This is a genomic window from Cohnella baijiui, assembly GCF_020731285.1.
Taxonomy (GTDB): Bacteria; Bacillota; Bacilli; order Paenibacillales; family Paenibacillaceae; genus Cohnella.
The window spans coordinates 26576-43755 of record NZ_JAJFOW010000013.1 but is presented as its reverse complement, the minus strand read 5'-3'; the positions used below and the strand labels follow the sequence as shown (position 1 = coordinate 43755).

The 17180-nt window shown below is 52.9% G+C and carries 17 protein-coding genes and 1 pseudogene; 11 read left to right on the top strand and 7 right to left on the bottom strand.

Annotated elements, in window-relative coordinates:
• Positions 1-310: 310 nt before the first annotated feature.
• The 4 genes and pseudogenes from LKX83_RS14595 to LKX83_RS14585 all read right to left on the bottom strand — a co-directional run bounded on the left by LKX83_RS14595 (position 311) and on the right by LKX83_RS14585 (position 4008).
• The gene (locus tag LKX83_RS14595; RefSeq protein ID WP_227883012.1) at positions 311-655 is read right to left on the bottom strand and encodes a Ger(x)C family spore germination C-terminal domain-containing protein; all 345 of its coding nucleotides are present in this window, start codon (positions 653-655) and stop codon (positions 311-313) included.
• Between the two features lie 229 nt (positions 656-884).
• A pseudogene (locus tag LKX83_RS34700) lies at positions 885-1466 on the bottom strand (Ger(x)C family spore germination protein); the annotation flags it as partial.
• An 8-nt stretch (positions 1467-1474) separates the two neighbouring features.
• Positions 1475-2926: a spore germination protein gene (locus LKX83_RS14590; protein ID WP_227883011.1), complete on the bottom strand. Its 1452-nt coding sequence runs from the start codon at positions 2924-2926 to the stop codon at positions 1475-1477.
• Positions 2923-4008 (bottom strand): endospore germination permease, encoded by a 1086-nt coding sequence (locus tag LKX83_RS14585; RefSeq protein ID WP_227883010.1) that lies wholly within the window; start codon positions 4006-4008, stop codon positions 2923-2925. The genes LKX83_RS14590 and LKX83_RS14585 overlap by 4 nt, the downstream gene beginning before the upstream one ends.
• 238 nt (positions 4009-4246) lie before the next feature.
• On the opposite strand from LKX83_RS14585, the gene LKX83_RS14580 reads away from it, so the two are divergent.
• Entirely contained in the window at positions 4247-5260 is a 1014-nt protein-coding gene (locus LKX83_RS14580; RefSeq protein ID WP_227883009.1) for an AI-2E family transporter, read from the top strand.
• Between the two features lie 110 nt (positions 5261-5370).
• On the opposite strand, the gene LKX83_RS14575 is transcribed toward LKX83_RS14580, so the two are convergent.
• On the bottom strand, positions 5371-6018 hold the full coding sequence (locus tag LKX83_RS14575; RefSeq protein WP_227883008.1) for a GntR family transcriptional regulator: 648 nt from the start codon (positions 6016-6018) through the stop codon (positions 5371-5373).
• Positions 6019-6190: 172 nt separating this feature from the next.
• On the opposite strand from LKX83_RS14575, the gene LKX83_RS14570 reads away from it, so the two are divergent.
• The 6 genes from LKX83_RS14570 (at position 6191) to LKX83_RS14545 (ending at position 10744) form a co-directional block, all read left to right on the top strand.
• The gene (locus tag LKX83_RS14570) at positions 6191-7084 is read left to right on the top strand and encodes a phosphate/phosphite/phosphonate ABC transporter substrate-binding protein (protein ID WP_227883007.1); all 894 of its coding nucleotides are present in this window, start codon (positions 6191-6193) and stop codon (positions 7082-7084) included.
• Positions 7085-7123: 39 nt separating this feature from the next.
• Positions 7124-7909, top strand: coding sequence for a phosphonate ABC transporter, permease protein PhnE (phnE, locus tag LKX83_RS14565; RefSeq protein WP_227883006.1), 786 nt, complete (start codon positions 7124-7126; stop codon positions 7907-7909).
• Positions 7909-8700, top strand: a complete 792-nt coding sequence (locus LKX83_RS14560) for a PhnE/PtxC family ABC transporter permease (RefSeq protein ID WP_227883005.1) — start codon at positions 7909-7911, stop codon at positions 8698-8700. Before phnE ends, LKX83_RS14560 begins: the two co-directional genes overlap by 1 nt.
• A gap of 23 nt (positions 8701-8723) precedes the next feature.
• The gene (gene phnC / locus LKX83_RS14555; RefSeq protein WP_227883004.1) at positions 8724-9518 is read left to right on the top strand and encodes a phosphonate ABC transporter ATP-binding protein; all 795 of its coding nucleotides are present in this window, start codon (positions 8724-8726) and stop codon (positions 9516-9518) included.
• Positions 9519-9542: 24 nt separating this feature from the next.
• Positions 9543-10352, top strand: coding sequence for a tyrosine-protein phosphatase (locus tag LKX83_RS14550; RefSeq protein WP_227883003.1), 810 nt, complete (start codon positions 9543-9545; stop codon positions 10350-10352).
• A 176-nt stretch (positions 10353-10528) separates the two neighbouring features.
• Complete coding sequence (locus tag LKX83_RS14545; RefSeq protein WP_227883002.1) at positions 10529-10744, top strand: RNA polymerase sigma factor; 216 nt, start codon at positions 10529-10531, stop codon at positions 10742-10744.
• A gap of 20 nt (positions 10745-10764) precedes the next feature.
• Here LKX83_RS14545 and LKX83_RS14540 read toward each other — a convergent pair whose 3' ends face one another.
• Complete coding sequence (locus LKX83_RS14540; protein WP_227883001.1) at positions 10765-11325, bottom strand: cupin domain-containing protein; 561 nt, start codon at positions 11323-11325, stop codon at positions 10765-10767.
• Positions 11326-11472: 147 nt separating this feature from the next.
• Between LKX83_RS14540 and sigJ the strand changes: the two genes are divergently transcribed.
• Positions 11473-12348 (top strand): RNA polymerase sigma factor SigJ, encoded by an 876-nt coding sequence (sigJ, locus tag LKX83_RS14535; protein WP_227883000.1) that lies wholly within the window; start codon positions 11473-11475, stop codon positions 12346-12348.
• Positions 12349-12440: 92 nt separating this feature from the next.
• Here sigJ and LKX83_RS14530 read toward each other — a convergent pair whose 3' ends face one another.
• Positions 12441-13442: a hypothetical protein gene (locus LKX83_RS14530; RefSeq protein WP_227882999.1), complete on the bottom strand. Its 1002-nt coding sequence runs from the start codon at positions 13440-13442 to the stop codon at positions 12441-12443.
• 581 nt (positions 13443-14023) lie between these two features.
• Here LKX83_RS14530 and LKX83_RS14525 point away from each other — a divergent pair.
• The 3 genes from LKX83_RS14525 (at position 14024) to LKX83_RS14515 (ending at position 17135) form a co-directional block, all read left to right on the top strand.
• A complete protein-coding gene (locus tag LKX83_RS14525; protein ID WP_227882998.1) occupies positions 14024-15283 on the top strand; it encodes a sugar ABC transporter substrate-binding protein in 1260 nt (419 codons plus the stop codon).
• Positions 15284-15365: 82 nt separating this feature from the next.
• On the top strand, positions 15366-16256 hold the full coding sequence (locus tag LKX83_RS14520; RefSeq protein ID WP_227882997.1) for a carbohydrate ABC transporter permease: 891 nt from the start codon (positions 15366-15368) through the stop codon (positions 16254-16256).
• A gap of 87 nt (positions 16257-16343) precedes the next feature.
• Complete coding sequence (locus LKX83_RS14515) at positions 16344-17135, top strand: carbohydrate ABC transporter permease (protein ID WP_227883084.1); 792 nt, start codon at positions 16344-16346, stop codon at positions 17133-17135.
• The last annotated feature ends 45 nt before the right edge of the window (positions 17136-17180 follow it).

The window sequence follows — 17180 nt, the reverse complement described above, 5'->3', positions numbered from 1 at the left end:
TCCTTCAGAATGAATGGGTGCTGCAGCTGGCGGTTGAACGGGACTCTCCGATGATCGGAATCGATATTCTGTGATGAATTTGGCGCAAAAATAGACAGGTATTTTGGAAAAAATAGAAAACTATTGCGCCAACGTGGAGATTATATCTCAAACGATCAGTGTTAACAATGGGCTTTATTTCGCGTTAATTGCCGCAAATAAATCGAATTTAATCGGAATCGGTGAAAAGCGCTATGAATTCAAAACGTTTCTTGCGCAAATTTTTTGCGCAAAAAGCGCTCTTCCAAGAAGAGCGCCAAGGCATTCTGTCCTAATGTAGGGAAAACGTTCGAAGCATGCCGCTGTTCAAAAGCTTGATCTCCACGTCGACGGATGCTAGCGAATTTTGGTTCACATGCGCCGCATCTTGTTTATTCATGCGCTTCCACTTCCCGTAATGATGCAAGTAAGTGTGATAGTTGAGCTGGTAAATATCCGCGTCTAACGCGGCCGCCTGAAGAAAGGTCTTCCGCACTTCGTCCTGAATGAGGGATGTCGCGATTCGCCTCATCTCCTTTTCGGTCGCCCCGTTTATCATCTCGATGATGCCGCCTTTCACGGACAGTCGGATTCGGTAACGGGGAGCTCCCTTCGCGAACGTCTCGGTGATTTTCACCTTGGGCTCCTCCAACGGACAGCACGCCCAGCACCCGGCTTCCTTCCGCGATCGGAAGCGGAGTCCGCTTGGTTCCCGGCGTCATCCATCGCAAGCCGCGAAGTTGTTCGTTGTTCAGCCATCCTTTATACGATTTGCCGCCGAGGATAAAGGCTCCGTCAACCTGAAGCTTCGTCGTGGATTCGCCGTTTCTTTTCCACTGATTGCGATTGACGCCCAGCGTGGGAAGGACGACGGTCTTCCCCGGCTCCATAATGTCGGCAAAAAAATGTACCCAGCGAATCGGCTTGATCCACGATAGTTGATTGTAATTGCTTTCCGGGTCGTGAAGAATCGTGGTCAAGGCGGAAATGTTGAAAAAGTCCGTTGTTTTGAACAGCGTTTCGATGTCATCCCGGCTGCCGTAGACCCATTGCGTATAACGGGTGTCGCGAAAGCGGTCAAAAGCGTCCTCGAACTTCTCCATTCCGTCCTTCAAAGCGGCTTCCGTCACGACGATGGACGTGACATGGCTCCACAGCACGCGCTGCTGCGCCGTTTGATACAGATGATTGGCGGCCATGTTTAACGTCGGCCCTTGCCCTTTTCCAATGTAGATCACGGCCGGAGACTCGCTCTTTCCCATTTCCTGCTTGGCCAAGTAAGTCAAGTCAAGCATCTGCGCGTAGATGATATTCTGGCCGTCAGCCTTGTCGAAGCCGACGCCGGATACGTATCGGTTTTTTTCAAGATCGTAACTGTCCCAGCATCCGGCGAGGGACAACGCCGCGAGCGCGGCTGCAGCAATTCCGGCGATACGAATGGGCTTCATGCGCTTCCCTACTCCTTGTCTTTCAGATTCGGCTGTTTGAGCATCGCCGGTCTCACGTCTTTCCAACGCTTCGGAACGTCCAGTATCGTCTTCAGCAGATCCTTGAACGAAACCGGGGACATCGGCTCCAAATAGCCGATGCCCAGCGAAGTGAGTCCCGACATATAAGCGACGATGGAGAACATGCTGATAAAAAAACCAAACATGCCAAGTACGGCCGAACAGATCAGCACGAACAGCCTCATGATGCTGACCGTCCCGCTCAAAGATAAGTTGACCAGCGTATACGTCGAGACGGCCGTCACCGCGGATACGACAAGCGTCGTAGGAGAAGTTAAACCCGCCCGAATCGCTGCGTCGCCGACGATCAAGCCTCCGACGACCGCTACCGTTTGGCCGACCGCCTTGGGAAGCCGGGATCCCGCTTCGCGAAACAGTTCGAACATGCCCAGCATCAGAATCGCTTCCAGCGCGACGGAGAGCGGTAATCCGACTCTGGAATTAGCTACGGTAGCGAGCAGATGGAAAGGCAATTGCTCGCTATTGAAGGCGCATAACGCGACCCAAAAGCCCGGCAAAAAAATGGCGATGATCAAGCCAGAAATTCGAAGCGTGCGTTCGAAGGCCACGAAGTAATACGGCAAATGCAAATCCTCCGGCGATTTGATCTGCTCCATCAAATTGCTGGGGAGGACAAGCGCCATCGGAGATCCGTTCACGAGCACAGCCAAGCGCCCGCGCACCAAGGCTTGAGCGACGAAATCGGGCCTTCCGATGTAATCGATCAGCGGGAAGAGGGAATAAACGTTGTCTCCCAGCGCTTCTTCCAATTGGGAGCTGCTCAGCAACGAATCGGCTTCGAACGATTGGATTCGGGCACGGGCTTCCTTGAGCAACGCAGGTTGGACGACTCCGCTGATGTACATCAGCGAAACCTCCGTTTGCGACTGTTTTCCCAGCGTGAATTTTTCATTATGCAGTTCCGGCGTGCGGAGCCGTTTTCGAATTAAGGCGACGTTCATCGTCAATTCTTCGGTGAACCCATCTCTTGGGCCTTTTAGCGATATTTCCGTCGTCGATTCCGAAGGATCTCGCTTCGGAATGTTGCCCATCGCATGCGCGAAAACCCGTCTCGATCGATGGTGAAACAGAAGCAGCGCCCCGCTAAACAAGCGAAGCGACAAATCATGGTCGGTTTGCAGCTCCGTTAGATCCAATCGGGCCTGCAAGGAAGACCAGGCTTCAGCAGGGGGTTCTCCTTCGGGGAACGACTGTTCCAACGTGGGAATTACAGTTTCGAACAATTGCTTGATATCTCCCAATCCTTCGCAATAAACCAGGGTTAACGATTCGCCGGCCGCTCCGAAGGAGCCGGTGCTGAATTTGATATCTTCGCTGCCTCGATAATACGAACGCAGCTTCTCCTCGTCCCAATCGCGGAAGGCGTTGACTTGGCTCATGCTTTGGCTCCTTTCTTGCGTACCCAAACGATCGCCAACAAAAGCCAGATGGAGCTGAATAGAATGATGGTGAATGTTCCGATATAATACCATTGGACGATGCGCAGGTAGGCCATGTCGTTGATCAGCGGCAATACCACCAGCAGCAGCAAAATGAAGGCCGAGATGCCGATCGTGTATTTTCGAGCACGCTCCTTCTTGAGATGCATCAAATCTGCGATCAAAAAAAGCATCAGCGAGATGCGGATAAAGGCGCCCGACAGCCACTGATAGATCGAGAGGAAATCCAGATGGGAGATGTAGTCCCCGAGACGAACCAGCCGCCATTGTTCGAAGGTCGGATATCGGATTTGCGCGGATTTATACCCGAAGGAGGCAATAGACCCCGTCAATGGCCCGATCGTCAATCCGGATATGAGGAGAACGAGAAGCATCAAATGATACCACTTGAACTTGTCGGCGATATGGTGCTGGATGAGCACCAGGACGAAGACCTCGAGAAAGCTTCCTGCCGCAAACACCATGCAGGATGCGATCGAAGAGAATGGATTCGTGAAGACGGGGAAGAGAAGTTCATACCGTTTGATTTCGAAATTCGTCGACATGACGAAATAGCCAAGCACCCATACGAACGGCAGCAAAAGTCCCGCGCAGATGGCGATGGAACGGATCCCCCGGAAAGCGGTATAGACGCAGAGCGCGAGCAAAAAAAGCGAAGTAACCAGAACGGGGGTTTCCGGCAAATACGATACTTTCGTCCATACGATCACTTCTTTGATCGTAATGAAAGCATTCATCAGGAAAAAGAAAAGAAAAGGAATCAGCAGGAAGAGGGCAAGGGCAGGGTGCACCCGGTTTCGCAGCCACAGCAATAGATTGGCTTGGCGTGTCTTTCGAGCGATCCAGTAAGGCAGCAAAGTCCACAACAGGCAGAGGGGGAGCACCAGGATGACGCTGACCCAGGAGTCCTTATTGGCTGCGTGAAGGAGCAGCGGGATAACCGTGACGTGGTTGTCCAGACCGATCGCCATAATCAATAACATGAAGACCTGCAGCATGGAAATGCGTCCTTGTGGCAGCACAGCGTGTTCCCTCCTTTACGCAGTCACCCCAAGTATGGACATCCGGCGTTCGAATTAGACGGAGGAGGCAAACGATGGGCAACCGAAAGGACCCGATGAACAGCATGCACATCCGTTTGCCTGTCTTCAAGCGCGATGAAGTTAGAATGGCGTAGATGAATAAGACAAATAGAAACTTTTCCGGCGGTTGTCCGTACTAAAGACGAAGGTAAAAAGACTGCGTAGAAGAGGGAATTCCATGGGGATGATTAGGGAGTTATTTACTTCGCCGATGGCTAGAAGAGTGACCGTGCTGCTTTTGTTCGTCCTTTTCTTATACAGCATCAAAGACATGCTGAACATGCTTCTCCTGTTATTCCTAGTTACCTTCGTCATGAATAGTCTGCAGCGGTTCTTAACGAAGAAGATCAACAAATTGTTTCCGATCCCTCCCAACGTCGTAACCATTCTGCTGTACGTGATCATCGTAACCGCCATGGTTGTCGGAATTACGAATTACGTTCCGAAGATTATTACGCAGATCTCGGAGATGATCAACAACATCATCCGATTTCTCAATTCCAATGAGGGAGACCAGGTAGCCGCGCAATTGTCCGAAGTCTTGAACAAAGTCGACTACAAGACATACGTCGATCAAGCGCTGCATTACATTTCCAAACTGGGCAAGTGGCTAGAGATTATTCTCATCGTCATCATCCTCAGCCTCTTCTTTCTGCTCCAGAAAACGCAAGTCGGCTTGTTCACGCGCAAGTTCAAGAAGAGCAAAATCGGCTGGATTTACGATGAATTGGAATACTTCGGACAGAAATTCGTGGCTTCCTTCGGCAAGGTGATCGAAGTTCAGCTTATAATCGCAGTGTTCAACACGGCGTTGACGATGCTGGGACTTTGGATCCTCGGATTCCCCTACCTGTTCGCCTTAAGCGTTCTCGTACTCGTGCTCAGCCTCATTCCCGTTGCCGGAGTGGTTCTATCCTTTATCCCCATCGGTCTCATCGGCTACCAGAGCGGCGGATGGACTCTGGTCATCTGGACCATTGTCATGATCCTTCTGATCCACGCGGTAGAGACGTATCTGCTGAATCCGCGACTGATGGCTCACAAGACCAAGCTTCCGATGTTTTATACGTTCGTCATCCTCGTCTTCTCCCAGCATTTCTTCGGCATCTGGGGGCTGATTATTGGGATTCCGATCTTCATGTTCCTGATGGACATTCTGGATGTCGATCCTGGGGACGGGAAAACGGCTTAAATGAATGCTAGAAAATGGACGCCGCCTCAAAAAAATACGACACCTACACCGAAACATCGGCGCAGGTGTCGTATTTTTAATTTCAACAATCCTCACGAGGGCCGGCCCGCCTATATTCGGGCTAACCGCATCAAGCGCTCCCGGTTCCGTTGATACGAATGGCTAGTTAATTTGCGAATGCCGTCGTAATCTTCCTCGAGAAGCATCTCGTAGATCGACCGATGCTGAGCATTGGCGGAATAGTGAGGCTCATGCGGCGTTCGGATATAGTTAACGGTGCCGTAGAGCACCAGCTTCTCCACGCTGTTATCGACGATTCTGGAGATCGCCATGTTGTTCAGAATCCCGATGAAGCAGCTGATGAACTCCATCGAGCTCTCGAGATAACGACTGTAGACGTTCTGCCGCTCCGCTTCGATCTGACGTTCCAGATGCTCCTTCAATTTCTTGAGGTCGGGCTTTTCCCCTCGCTCTTTGATCTGATCGACGGCCTGCATTTGGAAAATATACAAAAGCTCGACCGTGTCCATAGCTTCCTTCAACGACACTTCCCGAACGAGCACGCCACGGTTCTTCAACGTGGCGAGAAGGCCCTCGTACTCCAGCCGGGCGATCGCCGCGCGAATCGGGGTACGGCTCATGTTCAGCTCTTCGGCCAGCTCGTTCTCGGACAAAAGCGTGCCGGGCAGCAACTCGCCCGCCCGAATCCGATTGCGAATATGAGAATACGCGGAGTCGATCAGAACCGAATTTGCCATATTTCTGCTATTCCTCTCTCTTAAATATAACTGTATCTTATGTCACGCCGAAGAGGTTTCGCAACATTTGCTTTATTTACAATCCATTGACCTGTTGCTAATACTCCGCGAATAGACCAAGTATAAAATCCAAGTTGTACACAAGTTGTATAATTTATGAGGGGGTTTTATCTTGAAAAAATCTTTATGGCTCGTCCTATCCGCGTTCCTGCTGATCTCGGTCATGGCCGGATGCGGCTCGAACGGCAATGCGCCGAAGAAGTTCACGATCGTCTACTTGCCGCAAGAGACCGACGAGAAAGGCCAGCAAATCAATAAAGACTTCGAAGACAAGCTGTCCGAGAAATTGGGCATTCCGGTCGAATCCATCAAGGCGACCAGCTACAACGCCGCGATCGAAGCGATGAAAAACGGCAAAGCCGATTATGCGATGTTCGGACCGTTCTCGTACATCGTCGCCGTTGACCGCGCGAAGGTGGAGCCGGTCGCCGAGATCACGATTCCGGCAATGGCGAATTCGCCGGCTTCCGTCATCGTCGTACCGAAGGATTCGCCCATCCAGACCGTCGCAGATCTCAAAGGCAAGACGTTCGGCTTCGTCGATCCGGTCTCTACGACGGGCCATCTGCTTCCGAAGGCGACCATCGTCAAGGAATTGGGCATCAAGCCGGAAGAATTGGACCATGGCTTCTTCAAGGACGTTCAGTTCGCCGGCGGGCACGACAAAGCGATTCTCGGCGTCGCCCGCGGACAATACGACGCCGCCGGCACCGCGGCGATGATGATCGGCCTGATGGAGAGCAAGGGCGTCATCGAGAAGGACTCCCTTCGCGTCATCGCGTCGTCCGACCCGCTGCCAGGAACGGCGATCGGCATCCGCGGCGATCTTCCGGACGATGTGAAGGCAAAGGTCAAGGCATTCTTGCTTGGCTACGACAATTCGGAGTACTTCGAGCTGCTGGGCATGACGGGCGCCAAGTTCGTGGAAGCGAAAGACAGCAATTACGACAAGCTTCGCGAGATTGCGAAGAGCCTGAATCTGAGTTCCGACGAGCTGCTCAAATAAGTACGCCGCCCTAAATCCAGCAAAGAGGAGAATACCCTCATGAAGCGCGCCGAAATGATTGCGCGGCAGAAGAAGGCGAAGCGACTTCTGTCGCTTTTCCTCTTTGTTGCCGCAACGATATTCTCCATTTGGTTCATCAAGTTCGATATCGTGGCGTTTTTTAATGGCATTCCGCTTTTCCTGAACTTCCTGTTCGTCGACTTCATGCCGCCCAACGTCAATGATCTGGCCAAATACGTCCGGCCCGTTCTTGATACGCTCGCGTTCGGAGTCGTCGCTACCGTGATCTCTTCCGTCATCGCTCTCGTCATCGCGTTTCTGATGGCCCATAATACCGCGCCTCACCCCGTCGTCCGGGTCGCGCTTCGCAGCGTCGTCTCGTTTATTCGCAATGTGCCTTTTCTCGTATGGGCTTCGATTCTCGTCGTCCTGTTCGGGGTGGGGACGATGCCGGGAATCTTCGCGCTTATCTCGCTCGGCATCGGATTTCTCGCCCGGCTGTATGCCGAGTCCATCGAGGAGATCGACAAGCATGCCGTGGAAGCCGTCGAAGCGACCGGGGCGACTTACTTGCAGAAGCTGAAGCAGGCAATCATTCCCCAATTTATGCCCGGTTATATCTCCTGGACGCTGTTCATGTTCGAGATCACCATTCGCGCATCCGCCATTCTCGGTCTGGTCGGGGCGGGAGGGATCGGATCGCAGATCAAGTTGACGATGGATTTGTTCCAATACAGCAAGACGGCGACCGTCGTCACGATCATGATCCTGATGATCCTGGCCGTTGAATACGTTACGCAGCGCATAAGGGAGCGTCTACTCTGATGAAAATTCCGATTTCGCATAAAGCGACCCGACGAAATCAACGATGGTTTTTCGCCATCATGATCGTCTTGTTCATCCCGTGCGCGTTCTACCTCAAGCTCAGCTATTCGCAGTTCATGGACGGCGTCGGTCGCGTTCCCGATATCGTCAAGCAATTCCTTCACATCTCGCTGGAAGATCTGCCGACCTTGCTGACGGAATTGCTGACTTCCTTGATTATCGCTTTCCTGAGCGTCATCATAAGCGTCTTCTTGTCGCTGCTGCTGTCGTTCCTCATCGCCGATTCCACGGCCCCCAATCGCTTGATCGCCAAGGGATTGCGACTGATCGTCGTCATCGTTCGCACCATCCCGACCACGATATGGGTGCTGCTGGCGGTGGCCAGCATGGGCTTCGGTTCCATGGCGGGCGTTCTCGGGCTGCTCTTCCCGACGACTTCCTTCCTGATCAAATCGTTCACGGCTCAAATCGACGAGACCGGCAAGGATTCCGTCGAAGCGATTCGGGCGCTCGGAGGCACCTGGTGGCACGTCGTGTTCAACGGCGCCATTCCGACGCTGTATACGACTTTTCTGGCGCTGATCGCGTTTAACTTCGAGATTACGGTCGCGGAGACGGTCATTTTGGGAATGGTGGGCGCGGGGGGCATCGGCGTGCTGCTGCAAGAGTATATCAGCTATTACGAGTTCGCTCCGCTGCTGATGGGAATTCTCGTCGTCTTCATTACGTTATTCATTCTCGAGCTTGTAACCAACCGGATTCGCAAGCGTCTCGCCGACAACGCGCGCTGACCGCGAACAAAGGAGGCTCCGCCATGTCGACCTTATTGGAGATTAAAGGTCTAACGAAGAAGTATAGCGCCGGGACGATCGCTCTGAACGGCATCGATCTGCAAGTCAAATCCAAAGAATTCATCGCGGTGATCGGACCGAGCGGCGCGGGCAAATCCACGCTGCTCCGATGCATCAACCGTTTGGTCGAGCCTTCGTCGGGCAGCATCGAATTCGAAGGCGACCGCGTCGATCAAGCGAGCGCAAGAGAGCTTCGCCGCGTTCGATCCAATATCGGTATGATATTCCAGCACTACAACCTCGTGAACCGATTGAGCGTGCTGGAGAACGTCCTCCATGGACGACTCGGTTATATGAGCTCCATCGCAGGAATGTTCAGCCGTTACAGCGAAGAGGACAAGAAGAAGTCGATCGCCCTGCTTCACAAGGTCGGCTTAGAAAACGAGATTTACAAACGGGCCGACGAGCTGTCCGGCGGTCAGAAGCAGCGCGTCGGCGTATGCCGGGCGCTCGCGCAGCAGCCCCGGCTTATCCTGGCGGACGAACCGATCGCGTCGCTGGATCCGAAATCCTCCGCTATCGTCATGGACGCCATTCATCGCAATTGCGTCGAGCAGGGGATCGCCTGCCTGGTCAATCTCCATCAGGTCGAGGTGGCCAAGCAATACGCCAGCCGAATCATCGGCATCAAGAATGGCATGATGGTGTTCGACGGGCCGCCGGAAGCGCTGACCGATTACTATGCCGCGCTCATCTACGAAGGCAAAGAAAGCCAAATGTATGCGGGCGGCGAGCAGCAAGACCGCCGCTACGCTTAACTTATCGAAAGAGGGGATTCGCTCATGTCCATGTCCATTCAACCGAATTCAAACGACTTCACCGACCTTGCCGATCGCTTGCTTCCTTTTGAAGGCGTTCTGAACTTCCGCGACCTGGGCGGCTATCCGACGGAGGACGGCCGCCGGGTCAAGTACGGCCTGCTGTTCCGGGCCGCCGAGCTGACGGGGATGACCGACAAGGACAAAGAACTGTTCCGCTCGCTGGGCATCAAGACGATCTTCGACTATCGGGGCGCTCAGGAGGCGAAGGCCAAACCTGACCCGGTTCTCCCCGGCGTGACGAACATGAACCTGCCGGCGATCGCCGATGAAGTTCCCACCGATTTGCGGGAGATGCTGCAATCCGGGCATCTGACGAACATGCTCTCCGCCGACTTTCTGTCAAAGATGTACCTGGACATGGCCTTCGGCAATCCGTCGTTCAAGCGATTGATGGAGACGGCCATGAATCCGGACAACCTGGGTCTTCTCCATCACTGCGCCGGGGGCAGGGACCGCACGGGAGTGGGCTCGGCCTATATTCTGCTCGCTCTCGGGGTATCCGGAGAGACGATCATCGAAGATTATCTGATCTCCAACCGCACGCTGGCTCCGATGAACGCGGCCATGAAGGCGCAGATGGCCGCCTATCTATCGGCCGAACAAACGGAACGATTGATCGCCGCGCTCGAGCTGCGCCGCGAGACGATGGCGGCCTTGTTCTCGGCGATCGACGAGAGATACGGAAGCGTCGAAGCGTTCCTCGAGCAGGAATTCGGCATGGATGCCGAGAAACGCAAGAGATTCCAGGACGTCTGCCTGGAGACGGTCTAGCCTGCCGGGCCGACCGACATAGCGAGAAGAGCTGTACGACATTCATCAGCTTATCGAGAAGGGCCCTTGGGATGGTTGATCCCAAGGGCCTTACCGCATTACATTATGAATCTAAAACCTTTCTAGAAGTGAACGAAACGCAAACGACTCTTGTCTAATAGGTTGGAGGTGAATCGATGGAGTCCCGCATGACGTTTCAATATTTGGCGAATACGGATCGCATGGATCAAACGGAGCTGTACCATTTCATGACGGCGTTTGGCGACGACGTGCGGAAATATGCGTATGCCATCACCAAAAACCGGGAGCAGGCGAAGGACATCGCGCAGGAAGTGTTCATCAAAGTATTCCGCAGCGTCGATTCGTTCAAAGGCCAGTCCGGGTGTTTGTGAAGACCGTCCGGAGACCTTCGTCATACCCGGTACCCGAATCGCTTGGCAAGTTTCGCCAAGCCTCCTAATACCACCTTCTGCACGAGGGGAGGAGGACCGGCGAGGTAGCCGTCGATACATTCCCAAGCTGCGCCCAGCCACAGCGGATTTCGCGGAATTCCCTTCGACGTCAGCTTTCCTTCGCATTCCAGCTTGTGCAAGAGGACGAACATCTTCCAGTGCCGTCCGGGCGGACGGATCTCATGCATCGCCGCCAGCTGATGATCGCTCTGATTCCAAAATTGGTGAACCTGGTTCGGATAAATCGTGATTTGACCGCCAGGCCCGACAATATGCTCCCGACCGTCCACGAGGAAGCGCATCGCGCCTTCCTTCACATGGAACGATTCCGTCAGGACCGGATGCCGGTGGGGACCGTTCATCGCGCCCGGCCGGGCGATGCGATGCTCGATGATCAAGTAATCGCCTTTCTCGTCCTTTCCCCGTTCCGCAAAAGTGACGGTTCGTCCATCGGGAAAAACGAGCGTTTCTCCGATTGGACTTTCCCATTCCGCCCGTCTGTGGGACATGTTTCCGTTCAATCCATCCACCTCTTCGGCTCTTATTAGCTTTCGCTAACCAAGAGTCTTTCGAAGCGGTTCTTTTGTGACAAAATGGATGCAAAAAAAGGAGTGGATCGTAAATAGGAGAATTCATATCGAAGAGAAGAAGGACAAGGAGCATGGCTCATGATGCATACCGCGCAATATTATGAAACGTATAAACCACTGCTATTTTCCATCGCATACCGCATGCTGGGATCGGTCGTCGATGCGGAAGATATCGTCCAGGATGCGTTCCTGGACCTGAGCGATACCGACTTTCGCGGAATGGTCCATGAAAAAGCTTATCTATGCAAAGTCGTATCGAACAAATGCATGGATCGCATCCGCCGCTCCGCGAAGGAACGGCAAGCGTATATCGGGCCTTGGCTGCCCGAACCCCTCGTCGAATGGGCGGACGAACCCGCCGGTCGGTATTTGCATCGCGAATCGTTGTCCACCGCGTATCTGCTGCTGCTTCAACAGCTGTCGGAGACGGAACGGATCGTTTTTTTGCTCCGCGAAGCGTTTCGGTTCGAATACGGGGAAATCTCGGTCGTCGTCGAAAAGAGCGAAGCGAATTGCAGACAAATCTTTCACCGGGCGAAAAAGGCGATTCAGGATCGACCCGAGTCGGCGGTCCCGCAATCGGAAAATGTCCGCCCTTTGGTCGAGCAATTCGTGGATGCTTTGCAAAACGGAGATATCCGGCGATTAATGGATGTGATTTCCGAGGACGTTGTCCTCATGGCGGACAGCGGCGGAAAAGTCGCCGGTTCCCGGGTCCCGATTCGGACCTCGGAGCGCGTAGTTCCTTTTTTGTCCCGCACGTCGGTTTTGCTGCCGGACAGCTTCGCCACCTTCTTCGTCCGGGTGAACGGTTATCCGGGACTCGTCTTATCCAGAGAAGGCAAGGCGATTTACACCTTCTCCTTTCAAGTGCAAAACGATCGCATCGTTTCCGTATTCGTCGTAGCGAATCCGGAGAAGCTCGCTCATCTGGACGGGTATTCCCCGTCCTGAACCTTGCGAGAACGGCAACTGCGCCCTAAGCATCCTCGTGCGCGATGATGCTGCCAAACAAAACGAAGAGAAGATCAGTTGCTGGCGTTTACTCATTTCTGAATATCAAACGCATCTACGAAATGAGGGGTGTCGATCACGACATGCGGGACGATCACATGATACGCCCACATATGCACCCAAGGATTGCCGGTTCGCTCCGTAAGCACCGATTTCACGACGCCGGGCATGAAATATTGCAAAAACAACGCGCTGAGTGACGCGAGAAATGCTCCGGAACTGCGAAAGACCATCCAACTGTCGAAAAAATGCAGCGCGGTGTAGGTGAGTCCTCCAAGTATGATCGGGACGATGGCGCTGTTCGTGACTGCCTTGAACCGGGGGTACAGGATGGCGAATAGAAAAACGGCGGTTGGGATGGCCGTCCCGAACAAATTAAAACTAAAGGCTGCGAAGCCCCCAAGGAGAATCTGTCTGGGAGACAGATGGAGCAGCGCGTCGGACAGGCCTTCAAGCTGCACCAGGGATTCGATGATTAGAATCGCGAGAATGACCATCGTATCGCGAAGCACGTTTTTGTTTGAGATGATGTTAAGCTGCGAGAGGGTATAGCCTTTCTTGCGCATCAAATAGACAACGGGCAGAACCGCATACACGATAAAGTTATAGCTTGCCCATACGAGCATTTCAGTCAGCTTCAAGTGCTCGTGATTGCCATAGATGCTTCCCGCCAAGTGGAAGCTGATCGCGTGAAAGCCGAACGCCTTGCCAAGCCCAAGCCCCGCCAACTGGGCGAATGCCATGTACCCTAGCAGAAGGGAAAGCTCTTTTTTGGACGTTTCCCTGGAGGGCATCTTCAACTCCCTGTTACGATATCCGCGTGTAAGCAAGAAGATTAGGCCGATGAGCACGAATCCCCACAAGGAAGCGGCCTGAAAATCCCAAAATCGCTTCGTTGCCGATGCGTGTTCGACCAGAGGCTGGTGGGCGACAAAGGGAGCGCCGAATTTCCTGAAAATCAAGTAGCTTATTGCAGACACACCGATGTAGCCAGCAATCGCATATGCCACATGATTGCTTGTTCTTTTTTGCATATGAACGCTCCTTTTTCCTCGCTGCAGCGAAGAAATATCATTTTATGATACAGTCGTACTAATTAGATTTAGCACAACTGTATCATAACCCGGTCGCTGCAGCAAGCATTAAAAACACAGCCCTCAATGGACGGTGTTTGTTGATTCCTAAGGCAGCAAAAGAAGTTTTCGGTTGAATAGACAAAGGATTTCGTCGTTGAACATATTCGGCGTCGTCGTGCTGCTCCTATTCAAGATTGGAATATAAACGTTTCGATATTAAGAAAAATCCTCTTGAATGCGATTTCAAAATAGTCTATAATCACAATCGAAACGTTTCGATTTAGTGATCATATCATTTACGTTGCTTTCCTGTACTGATTTTCGCGAAAATCGAAACGTTTCACTTATTTTATTTGATTCGCATGATATAGAAACAAGGAGTGAATAGGGGAAGAAAGGGTACTCTAAGGGTGACAGGTGGTTGCAATTTTCGCAATCCAACGAAACGGAAGACCCGGTAAATTTGGAATACGTCGAGACGAAATGAAAACGCTGTTCGAAATGCACATCCACAACGGATCCATGAAAGGGGTTTGGGTATGAAAAAGACACTTGCCATGATTACGACGGTCGCTCTTGGCGCGGGCTTGCTCGCGGGATGCGGAACGAACAAAGGCGAAGGCGGCGCGAATGCGGGGGACGGCGGAAGCGCAGGCAAGAAAGTGACGATTAACGTATGGGGAATGGGGGAAGAGGCGAAGACGCTGCCTACGGTAGCGGCAGCATTTGAGAATGAAAATCCGAAAATCACGATCAAAGTGCAGGCATTGCCTTGGGACCAAGGCCACGATAAGCTGCTGACGGCGATCGCCTCCAAGAAAGGTCCGGACGTGATTCAAATGGGCACGTCCTGGATTCCCGAATTCGCGGAAGCAGGCGCCCTCGCGGATTTGGCTCCCTACGTCGAGCAATATCCCGAGATGAAACCGGAGAACTTCTATGAAGGAGCAGTAGCAGCGGGCAAATCCGGCGACAAATACGTCAGCTCTCCATGGTACGTCGAGACTCGCGTCCTCTATTACCGCGCGGATTTGCTTAAGGAGGCTGGTTACGACAAGGCTCCGCAAACATGGGAAGAGTTGTCGGACGCGGCTCAAAAACTCGCTGCGCGCGGCAAAGGCAAATATGGCATCAGCATCGATCCGAAGGAGCAATCGCTGGGCTTCATGTTCTCCCGCCAAAACGGCGCGAAATGGTTCACGGAGGATGGCAAGCCGAACTTCAGCGACGACAAGTTCGTCGAGGCGGTAAAGTACATCAATAGCTTTTACCAAAACGGATCCGCTCCGAAGGATCTCGGCCTTGATATTGTCCCAGCCTTTAAGGAAGGCATCCTGCCGATGTTCATCAGCGGTCCATGGATGATCAAGCTTATCCAAGATCAAGCGCCGGAGATCGAAGGCAAATGGGCGATGGCGGTCCTTCCGAAAAAAGAAAACAACATCTCGCTGTTGGGCGGCTCCAACCTGTCCATCTTCGAGTACTCGCAAAACAAGGATGCCGCCGCGAAATTCATCGCATTCATGAGCAAGCCCGAGACCCAATTGAAGTGGATGGAGCAAACCAGCTCTTTGCCTGCTGCAACGGCTGCTTGGGAAAATGAAAAGTTGAAGAATGACGAGTTCTATAAAGTGATCGGGGAGCAGCTGAAGGCGGCTCAGCCGATGCCGGTCATTCCGGCGTGGGCGCAAATCAGCGAAAGTTACCTGAAGCACTTCGAAGCGATCTACCGCAGCAACGCGGATGTGAAGAAAGAACTCGAAGCTTTTAACGCGGAAGCGGCCAAGTTGATGAAATAAACGATTCGAAGCGGGCCGGATGTAAAGGTCGGTCCGCTCCCATCTACCCCCTCGGCAAGCAAGAAGGAAGGGAGATATCCCGATGAAGGGTTTCCTGAATAAACAAGCACCGTATATTTTCATCGCGCCTACTTTGATTTTGCTCACCTTGTTCTCCATCGTCCCGATTCTGGTCGCGCTCGTAATCAGCTTTAGCGATATGGACCTCGGAGGGCTCGCGAATTTCGATTCGATTTCGTTCATCGGCTTCGACAATTACATCGAGGTGCTCAAGGATCCCGTTTTCCTGAAGGCGATCCTCAACACGCTTTTCTACGTCGTCATCGGCGTGCCGCTTGTCATCCTGTTCTCGCTTGCTATCGCTTTGTTGATCAATCTGGGGACCTCCCGGATTTTTAAAGTTTTTCGCGTTGTCTATTACCTCCCTTCCGTGACGAACATCGTGGCCGTTGCGGTCGTTTGGAGTTACCTTTATAATCCTGCGCTCGGCCTCTTTAACTACTTGCTGAACTCGGTCGGGCTGCCGGACGTGCCATGGCTCACGGAGCCGACGGTCGCCAAGCTGTCCTTGATTCTGCTGGCGCTATGGAAGGCGATCGGCTTGAACATGATTATTTTCATCGCGGCGCTGCAAGGGGTACCGAAATCCTATTACGAAGCCGCCGAGCTCGACGGAGCGAATACATGGCAACAAGTGACGCGCATCACGATTCCGATGCTTCGCTTTGCCATCTTTTTCGTGTCCGTCACGACGATGATCGGCTGGCTGCAGTTTTTTGAGGAGCCGTTCGTCATGACCCAAGGCGGTCCGCTCGACGGTACGTTGTCCGTAGCGCTTTTCATTTACCAAAACGGCTTTAAATTCAACAACTTCGGTTACGCGGCCGCGGGCTCGTTTGTTCTGTTCGTAAGTATCATCGTGATTACGCTCGTTCAGCTCAGGCTGCAGAAGAACGAGTCGGACATGACGTAAGGAAAGGAGGAGATCGCATTGCATACCACAACCGCGGGCAAAAAAAGAAGCGCGAGAGAGCGGGAAAGCGGCAAGACGTTCCAATGGATGTCCGGCGGCTTGCTCACCATCGGCGCCTTGTTCTTTTTGCTGCCGTTTTTCTGGATGATCCTGTCTTCTTTTAAGCCGGAGGGCGAAATCCTTCAAATTCCGCCGACCTTCTGGCCGAAAAGATTCACGATGGACAACTTCGCTTACTTGTTCGAAAACATGAATTTCGGCGTGTATCTCAAAAATACGCTGATCATTGTCCTATTCTCTTTCGTGGGACTTCTGCTGAACGCGATTGCAGGCTTCGGCTTCGCCAAATACGACTTCAAAGGGCGCAACGCCTTGTTCGTGCTCGTGCTGGCGACGATGATGATTCCGAGCCAAGTGACGATGATCCCGGTCTACCTGATCCTCAATTCGCTCGGCCTCACGAACACCATGACGGGCATCGTGCTCCCGGGCCTTGTCGGAGCCTTCGCGATTTTCCTGTTCCGCCAATTCATGTCGACGATTCCGACGGAGCTGATGGAGGCGACGCGTTTGGACGGCGCGAGCGAGTATCGGATATTCCTGCAAATCGTGCTGCCGATCTCGAAGCCCATCCTGGCCGTTCAAGCGATCTTGACGTTTATTGCCGGCTGGAACAGCTTCCTCTGGCCGCTCATTATCGCGAACGACGAAAGCTTGTACACGCTGTCGGTCGGCTTGTCTCTGCTGAAGGGGCAATACGCGGCAAAATTCGGCCTGCAGATGGCGGGAGCGACGTTTATGGTGGCGCCTGTCATCGTGTTATTCACCTATTTCCAAAAGCACATCATTGAGAACTTTAGCATTTCCGGCATGAAATAACCGTGCCTTCAAATCGCGTATAGAGTAGCTGGGGCTTCGCTTCAA

Excerpts from the sequence above, each read along its gene's own strand:
- LKX83_RS14515 (WP_227883084.1), top strand. The coding sequence starts at position 16,344 with ATGTCCGGCGGCTTGCTCACCATCGGCGCCTTGTTCTTTTTGCTGCCG.
- LKX83_RS14580 (WP_227883009.1), top strand. The coding sequence starts at position 4,247 with ATGGGGATGATTAGGGAGTTATTTACTTCGCCGATGGCTAGAAGAGTG.
- LKX83_RS14525 (WP_227882998.1), top strand. The coding sequence starts at position 14,024 with ATGAAAAAGACACTTGCCATGATTACGACGGTCGCTCTTGGCGCGGGC.
- sigJ (WP_227883000.1), top strand. The coding sequence starts at position 11,473 with ATGATGCATACCGCGCAATATTATGAAACGTATAAACCACTGCTATTT.
- LKX83_RS14575 (WP_227883008.1), bottom strand. The coding sequence starts at position 6,018 with ATGGCAAATTCGGTTCTGATCGACTCCGCGTATTCTCATATTCGCAAT.
- phnE (WP_227883006.1), top strand. The coding sequence starts at position 7,124 with ATGAAGCGCGCCGAAATGATTGCGCGGCAGAAGAAGGCGAAGCGACTT.
- LKX83_RS14520 (WP_227882997.1), top strand. The coding sequence starts at position 15,366 with ATGAAGGGTTTCCTGAATAAACAAGCACCGTATATTTTCATCGCGCCT.
- LKX83_RS14545 (WP_227883002.1), top strand. The coding sequence starts at position 10,529 with ATGGAGTCCCGCATGACGTTTCAATATTTGGCGAATACGGATCGCATG.
- LKX83_RS14590 (WP_227883011.1), bottom strand. The coding sequence starts at position 2,926 with ATGAGCCAAGTCAACGCCTTCCGCGATTGGGACGAGGAGAAGCTGCGT.
- LKX83_RS14560 (WP_227883005.1), top strand. The coding sequence starts at position 7,909 with ATGAAAATTCCGATTTCGCATAAAGCGACCCGACGAAATCAACGATGG.
- LKX83_RS14530 (WP_227882999.1), bottom strand. The coding sequence starts at position 13,442 with ATGCAAAAAAGAACAAGCAATCATGTGGCATATGCGATTGCTGGCTAC.
- LKX83_RS14550 (WP_227883003.1), top strand. The coding sequence starts at position 9,543 with ATGTCCATGTCCATTCAACCGAATTCAAACGACTTCACCGACCTTGCC.
- phnC (WP_227883004.1), top strand. The coding sequence starts at position 8,724 with ATGTCGACCTTATTGGAGATTAAAGGTCTAACGAAGAAGTATAGCGCC.